The sequence below is a fragment of the Pseudomonas sp. genome (assembly GCF_050739995.1).
GTDB lineage: Bacteria > Pseudomonadota > Gammaproteobacteria > Pseudomonadales > Pseudomonadaceae > Aquipseudomonas.
In genome coordinates, this window is sequence record NZ_JBOICG010000033.1 from 1 (window position 1) to 6,156 (window position 6,156).

At 57.9% G+C, this 6,156-nt stretch carries 8 protein-coding genes; 5 read left to right on the forward strand and 3 right to left on the reverse strand.

Going from position 1 to position 6,156, the window contains the following annotated elements; all coding sequences use genetic code 11:
- Window positions 1-157: 157 nt before the first annotated feature.
- Together ACRESD_RS01020 and ACRESD_RS01025 are read right to left on the reverse strand one after the other, a co-directional pair.
- Window positions 158-1,270, reverse strand: coding sequence for a TIGR00730 family Rossman fold protein (locus tag ACRESD_RS01020; protein ID WP_431749225.1), 1,113 nt, complete (start codon window positions 1,268-1,270; stop codon window positions 158-160).
- A gap of 294 nt (window positions 1,271-1,564) precedes the next feature.
- Window positions 1,565-2,005: a PA3611 family quorum-sensing-regulated virulence factor gene (locus ACRESD_RS01025; protein WP_431749226.1), complete on the reverse strand. Its 441-nt coding sequence runs from the start codon at window positions 2,003-2,005 to the stop codon at window positions 1,565-1,567.
- Between the two features lie 166 nt (window positions 2,006-2,171).
- Here ACRESD_RS01025 and ACRESD_RS01030 point away from each other — a divergent pair, with 166 nt between their 5' ends.
- The 4 genes from ACRESD_RS01030 (at window position 2,172) to ACRESD_RS01045 (ending at window position 4,232) form a co-directional block, all read left to right on the forward strand.
- Window positions 2,172-2,891, forward strand: a complete 720-nt coding sequence (locus ACRESD_RS01030) for a tRNA-uridine aminocarboxypropyltransferase (RefSeq protein WP_431749227.1) — start codon at window positions 2,172-2,174, stop codon at window positions 2,889-2,891.
- 53 nt (window positions 2,892-2,944) lie between these two features.
- On the forward strand, window positions 2,945-3,088 hold the full coding sequence (locus tag ACRESD_RS01035) for a hypothetical protein (protein WP_431749228.1): 144 nt from the start codon (window positions 2,945-2,947) through the stop codon (window positions 3,086-3,088).
- A 55-nt stretch (window positions 3,089-3,143) separates the two neighbouring features.
- Complete coding sequence (erdR, locus tag ACRESD_RS01040; protein ID WP_431749229.1) at window positions 3,144-3,794, forward strand: response regulator transcription factor ErdR; 651 nt, start codon at window positions 3,144-3,146, stop codon at window positions 3,792-3,794.
- Window positions 3,795-3,869: 75 nt separating this feature from the next.
- The gene (locus ACRESD_RS01045) at window positions 3,870-4,232 is read left to right on the forward strand and encodes a diacylglycerol kinase (RefSeq protein WP_017137081.1); all 363 of its coding nucleotides are present in this window, start codon (window positions 3,870-3,872) and stop codon (window positions 4,230-4,232) included.
- Window positions 4,233-4,235: 3 nt separating this feature from the next.
- On the opposite strand, the gene ACRESD_RS01050 is transcribed toward ACRESD_RS01045, so the two are convergent.
- Window positions 4,236-5,162, reverse strand: a complete 927-nt coding sequence (locus ACRESD_RS01050) for a LysR family transcriptional regulator (RefSeq protein ID WP_431749230.1) — start codon at window positions 5,160-5,162, stop codon at window positions 4,236-4,238.
- A gap of 125 nt (window positions 5,163-5,287) precedes the next feature.
- Here ACRESD_RS01050 and fpr point away from each other — a divergent pair, with 125 nt between their 5' ends.
- Window positions 5,288-6,067: a ferredoxin-NADP reductase gene (gene fpr / locus ACRESD_RS01055; RefSeq protein WP_003189055.1), complete on the forward strand. Its 780-nt coding sequence runs from the start codon at window positions 5,288-5,290 to the stop codon at window positions 6,065-6,067.
- Window positions 6,068-6,156: the final 89 nt, after the last annotated feature.

Sequence of the window (6,156 nt, forward strand, 5' to 3'; positions counted from 1 at the left end):
AGCGCGGGACAAGCCCGCTCACTACAGATGACGCGTTCTACATCTCACCGTTTAAGTGACTGGCATTACCTTGGCTTACGCAGCCGCCCCAATTGCTACACCCGCTCACTAAAAAGGCCCACTATGAAAATAGTGGGCCTTTTTTTTTGCTTAAAATTCAAGCCGGCTCGGGCGCCACCCGTTGCTGTGTCTTGCCTTGGGCTTGCGCCCAGTTTTCCGGCAAGTTGATGTAGTCCACCAGTTCCCGCAACCGGCCTTGATCCCGCCCATTGAAGTTGAACACCAGCCGGGTCAAATGGCTGAACCTCGGCTCGTCCTGTTCCTCGCCCGTGTAGGCCAACTGCTGGAATTCGCCACTCAGACGCAGGCTGGCAAACTCGCTCTGCAAGTGAGCCAATGCACGATCACTCAGTGGATGATTCATGCGCAGCACAAACTCACGCTTCAACCAGCGCGTGGAATGGAAGTTGGCATAAAACCGATTGATCTCTTCCACTGCTTCTTCAGCGCTGTACACCAGGCGCACCAACTTGAGGTCGGTGGGCAGGATGTAACGATTGGCTTCCAGCTGGTTGCGGATAAAATCCAGGCCACCTTGCCAGAACCCGCCACCTGGCGCGTCCAGCAGCACCACCGGTACCAGTGGGCTCTTGCCTGTCTGTATCAGCGTCAGTACTTCCAGCGCCTCGTCCAACGTGCCAAAACCACCCGGGCATAGAACCAATGCATCTGCTTCCTTGACGAAGAACAGCTTGCGGGTGAAGAAGAAGTGGAATGACAGCAGATTCTCGGTGCCATCGATGGTCGGATTGGCGTGCTGTTCAAACGGCAATGTGATGTTGAAACCGAGGCTGTGCTCCAGGCCTGCGCCTTCGTGCGCGGCCGCCATGATGCCGCCGCCGCCGCCGGTGATCACCATCAGGTCCGACTGGGCCAGCATCGCACCGACTTCCCGGGCCAAGGCATACAGCGGGCTTTCGACGGGCGTGCGTGCCGAACCGAACACTGTCACTTTGCGTCGATCCTTGAACTGTTCCAGCACGCGGAAGGCATTATCCAGCTCGCGGATCGCTTGCAAGGTGATTTTGGCGTTCCAGCGATTGCGGTCGTCTTGAGCCATGCGCAAGACGGTAAGGATCATGTCGCGATAGAGAGGGATATTCGGGCTGTTGGGGGCGATTATCTGGAGCTGCGCATCGACCTGCTGCGTGAGGTCAGTCCCGTTTTCTTCAAAATGTCGGATCAGGCGATCATTCGATTCGTAAGGCATTCAACTTCTCCTTTTTTACAGGGCCTGGGTAGTCGACGAGCGCATCGTCGGGGGCCACGACACTGCATGTGTCGTTGCATGCCGCAGGAGGGCAGGCCTCTTTTGCCCTGAAAATGTTACAGAACAGCAGGGGGAACTGCTGTGAGCGAAATGAGGGGATGGCTTGATCATGGGCCGAAAAACCCTTGGCTGGCAACCGCTTATTGGTTGTTCAGCATGGAGTTTAGTGGCTGGCAGGAACTGAAGTGGGGAAGTGCGCACCACTGGACAGCAGCGCGCGGGGAGCAGCAAAGGTTACTTTTTCTTTTTGGCCGCAGCCGGTGCAGGGCAATCGGCTTCTACGAACTTGACTGACGCCACAGGGCGGTTGGTCTTGTTCTCGGTGATTTCGTAGCGCATCACCGCGCCCTTGGCCATCAGTTCACGATAACCCTGGTTCAGGCATACGCTTTGGCCCAGCTGGAAATACACGGCTTTAGGGTTGTCGCGCATTTGTTGCGCCCGGTCCGCTTGCACACTGAGGTGATCAATCAGTTGCATGCCTTCAACGGTGTAGGCCACTTCCAGGGTTTTTTCATCGATTTCCCGAGGCAGATCCTTGTTGCTTTCGGCCGCGACGCTTTGCAGCTTCCTGTTCATTTGGGCCTCCAGCAGCGAGGCCGCGTGGGCGCCCACGGGCAAGACCAGCGCAAGGGCGACGGATGGGGCGACAAGACGCAGCATGGAACGCAGCATGAAACTCTCCTGATTCGGTTACTGGTGCATAGACCAGCCACTACGCTGTGCGTTCAGTGGCGCGCAATTATAGGTGAGCCGTTGCCACTACAGCCAGGCGTATCGCTGGTAAACTGCCGCCACTTAAGCCTTCACCGAGTTTTCCTGTGTCGATTTACCCTATCCCATGAGTCACGCCGTCTCCCGCCTGCGTACTGAACGTCTGGCACGCGCCGTCAGGCCCTTCCTCAATCGTGGTTCCCGTGCCGAGCGGTGCCCAGGCTGTCGGGTGATTCCCGAGTATTGCCTGTGCGCCTGGCGGCCACAGGTGCAGGCCAAGTCCGCGATGTGTCTGCTGATGCACGATGTCGAGCCGATGAAACCCAGTAACACCGGTTGGCTGATCGCCGATGTGATCGACGACACCACGGCGTTCGCCTGGTCTCGTACCGAAGTCGACCCCCAGTTGCTGACGTTGCTGGCTGATCCACAATGGCAACCGTATATCGTCTTTCCCGGCGAGTTCGTTGCGCCTGAACGGGTCGTCAGCGAGGTCAAGTTGGAGGCGGGCAAGCGCCCACTCTTCATCTTGCTGGACGGCACCTGGAGTGAGGCGCGCAAGATGTTTCGCAAAAGCCCCTACCTGGAACATTTGCCGGTGTTGAGTCTGGCGCCGGAGCAACTGTCGCGCTACAAACTGCGTCGCTCCAAGCGCGATGACCACTTCTGCACTGCCGAGGTCGCGGCGCTGTGCCTGGAGCTGGCTGACGATCAAGCGGCCTGCGAAGTGCTGGATGCCTACCTTGATGTATTCAGTACGCATTACCTGGCGGCCAAGTTCCAGATGCCTTTGGACCTGGCGGACCCTGTTCATACGCGCTTGGCACCCTATGTTCCGACGGTATAACCAGACGACGTTTGCATGATGGCACCGAAGCCGGTCAACCCGCTAAAATGCCCATGGGCGTACTGCTTGACCCCCCAGGCTACGCTGGGCATGCTGGGCGCCGATTGGGGCGCAACCGTGAGTTTCCGGCGTTGTTTCAAGTGACTTTGACGCCGGACCTGCCCTGTGGCGATGGCTGCCTGGCCGCCGCCATGTGAATTGGCGAACCCTGAACCCATCAGGGCTCCCATAAAAAACAGGATCATTTAATCAATGGCCACATACGAAATCCTGATAGCCGATGACCATCCGCTGTTTCGCAGTGCGCTGCATCAGGCCGTAACCCTGGGCCTTGGCCCCGATGTCCGACTGGTCGAAGTGGCCAGCATTGCTGAACTGGAGGCCCGTCTCACCGAAAAATCGGACTGGGACCTGGTGCTGCTCGACCTGAACATGCCTGGCGCCTACGGCTTCTCTGGTTTGGTATTGCTGCGCGGGCAATACCCGCAGATCCCGGTGGTCATGGTGTCCGCCCAGGAAGAAGCTGACGTGGTGGTGCGCTCCAAAGAGTTCGGTGCCAGCGGCTTTATTCCCAAGTCCAGTGCCATGGCGCAGATCCAGGAAGCTGTACGCAAGGTGCTGGATGGCGATGTATCCTGGCCGCCACAAGCGTTTGAAGAGATCAACGTCTCCGACGAAGCCAAGGCCGCCCGTGACGGCTTGGCCAGCCTGACGCCCCAGCAGTTCCGGGTGTTGACCATGGTCTGCGAAGGTTTGTTGAACAAACAGATTGCTTACGAGCTGAGTGTGTCGGAAGCGACCATCAAGGCCCACGTAACCGCAATCTTCCGCAAGCTGGGCGTGCGCACGCGCACCCAGGCGGCGCTGCTCTTGCAACAACTTGAGTCAATTTCACAGCATTAAGATGTACCCGATTCACGCTTTTTTGACTTTGCGTGATCTAGTTTCCCCACTTCTTTGGTTCAGTTGCCTACATCTATGTCGCCTTTCAAGGGTCAAACCGGTATCAAACGTATCTTCAACGCAGGGGGCTATTCCCTGGATGGCCTGCGCGCGGCTTTCACTGGCGAGGCGGCTTTCCGTCAGTTGGTATTGCTGAACGTCATCCTGATTCCGTTGAGCTTTTTCCTGCATGTCAGCCGGGTTGAACGCGCCTTGCTGATTGCCGTGTGCTTGCTGGCGCTGATCGTCGAGTTGCTCAATTCGGCGGTGGAGGCCGCCATTGACCGGATCTCCCTTGACCGTCATCCCTTGTCGAAAAACGCCAAGGACATGGGCAGCGCCGCGCAGTTTGTGGCGCTGACCATGATCACCCTGGTGTGGGCCGTGATCCTGATCTAAGGATCAGGCAATGTTTGGCAGCACGATCTCGTCGCTGCGCTGAACCCCAGCGGTGAAAGCGCGGCACAGTTCCAGGAACTCGCGCATGGCGGAGGTCTGGTATTTCTGCTTATGCCAGATGAAGTAGAACTGCCGGGCCAGGTCCAGGTCCGGTGTTTCAACCGGCACCAGGCTTCCACGGCGGAACGCATCCCTCAGCGCCAACCGGGAGATACAGCCAATTCCCAACCCGGATTCCACTGCCCGCTTGATCGCCTCGGTATGCTCCAGCTCCAGGCGGATATTCAGCGCGCTGCGATGATGGCGCATGGCTTGGTCAAACGTCAGGCGCGTGCCCGAGCCTTGTTCGCGCAAGATCCAGGCTTCATGGGTCAACTCTTCCATGGTCGCCACACCGCGCTTGGCCAAGTGATGCTGCGGTGCGCAGAACACCACCAGCTCATCTTCTACCCAGGTTTGCACCTCGATATCCGGATGGCTGCAGTCGCCTTCGATTAGACCCAAGTCAATTTCGTAGTGCGCCACCTGGTGCACGATATGCGCAGTATTCTGCACGTGCAGTTTCACCTGGCTCTCGGGGTGCTGCTGCATGAAGCTACCGATCAACAGCGTGGCGAGGTAATTGCCGATGGTCAGGGTGGCGCCGACCGCCAGGGAGCCGAAGCCGGACTTGCCGTTGAGCAGGTCCTCGATCTCCTTGGCCTGGTCCAAAAGCGCCACGGCCTGGGGCAGCAGCTGGTGGCCGAGGGCGTTGAGGCTCAGGCGTTTGCCGGCGCGGTCGAATAATTGGCAGCTGGATTGGCGCTCCAGTTCGGTGATCGAGGTACTGGCGGCGGATTGAGATAAGGCCAGAAGGCCAGCAGCGCGGGAGACGCTTTCCTGCTGGGCGACGGCGACGAAGACTTGCAGTTGACGGAGAGTAAATCGCATATCGATATAACCGATAACCCTTATCTTAATAATCCAGTTAACAGATATTGTCGCCGCCATTAGAATACGGTGCAATTGCGCACCTATCTTTCTGGCGCAGACCCATTTCCAGGAGTCCCCCGTACATGAGCAACATGAACCACGAGCGTGTCCTCAGTGTTCATCACTGGAACGACACTCTGTTCAGCTTCAAGTGCACCCGCGATCCGGGCTTGCGCTTCGAGAACGGTCAGTTCGTGATGATCGGCCTGCAACAGCCCAACGGCCGCCCGCTCATGCGCGCTTACTCCATTGCCAGCCCGAACTGGGAAGAGCATCTGGAGTTTTTCAGCATCAAGGTGCCCGATGGTCCGCTGACTTCCCAATTGCAGCATTTGAAGGAAGGCGACGAGATCATTATCAGCAAAAAACCGACAGGCACCCTGGTGCTTGACGACTTGAAGCCGGGCAAACACCTGTACCTGCTCAGCACCGGCACTGGCCTGGCACCGTTCATGAGCGTGATCCAGGACCCTGAAACCTACGAGCGTTTCGAAAAAGTGATCCTGTGCCACGGCGTGCGTTACGTCAATGAAGTCGCCTACCGCGAATTCATCACCGAGCACTTGCCGCAGAACGAGTTCTTCGGTGAGGCACTGCGTGACAAGTTGATCTACTACCCAACCGTGACCCGCGAGCCGTTCGAAAACGAAGGCCGCCTGACCGACTTGATGCGCAGCGGTAAGCTGTTCAGCGACATCGGCCTGCCACCGATCAACCCCGAGGACGACCGCGCCATGCTGTGCGGCAGCCCAAGCATGTTGGATGAAACCAGCGAAGTGCTGAACAGCTTCGGCCTGAAGGTTTCTCCGCGCATGCGTGAGCCGGGTGACTACCTGATCGAGCGCGCTTTCGTCGAGAAATAAACCAGTCAGGCCATGTGCTGACTGAGCAATAAAGAAGATCCAAATGTGGGAGGGGGCTTGCCCCCGATAGCGGTGTATCAGCCAGCTTG

What these genes read in the sequence shown, in the direction of transcription:
- ACRESD_RS01050 (WP_431749230.1), bottom strand. Translation starts at nt 5,162, where the DNA reads ATGCGATTTACTCTCCGTCAACTGCAAGTCTTCGTCGCCGTCGCCCAG.
- ACRESD_RS01025 (WP_431749226.1), bottom strand. Translation starts at nt 2,005, where the DNA reads ATGCTGCGTTCCATGCTGCGTCTTGTCGCCCCATCCGTCGCCCTTGCG.
- fpr (WP_003189055.1), top strand. Translation starts at nt 5,288, where the DNA reads ATGAGCAACATGAACCACGAGCGTGTCCTCAGTGTTCATCACTGGAAC.
- ACRESD_RS01030 (WP_431749227.1), top strand. Translation starts at nt 2,172, where the DNA reads ATGAGTCACGCCGTCTCCCGCCTGCGTACTGAACGTCTGGCACGCGCC.
- ACRESD_RS01045 (WP_017137081.1), top strand. Translation starts at nt 3,870, where the DNA reads ATGTCGCCTTTCAAGGGTCAAACCGGTATCAAACGTATCTTCAACGCA.
- ACRESD_RS01035 (WP_431749228.1), top strand. Translation starts at nt 2,945, where the DNA reads ATGGGCGTACTGCTTGACCCCCCAGGCTACGCTGGGCATGCTGGGCGC.
- ACRESD_RS01020 (WP_431749225.1), bottom strand. Translation starts at nt 1,270, where the DNA reads ATGCCTTACGAATCGAATGATCGCCTGATCCGACATTTTGAAGAAAAC.
- erdR (WP_431749229.1), top strand. Translation starts at nt 3,144, where the DNA reads ATGGCCACATACGAAATCCTGATAGCCGATGACCATCCGCTGTTTCGC.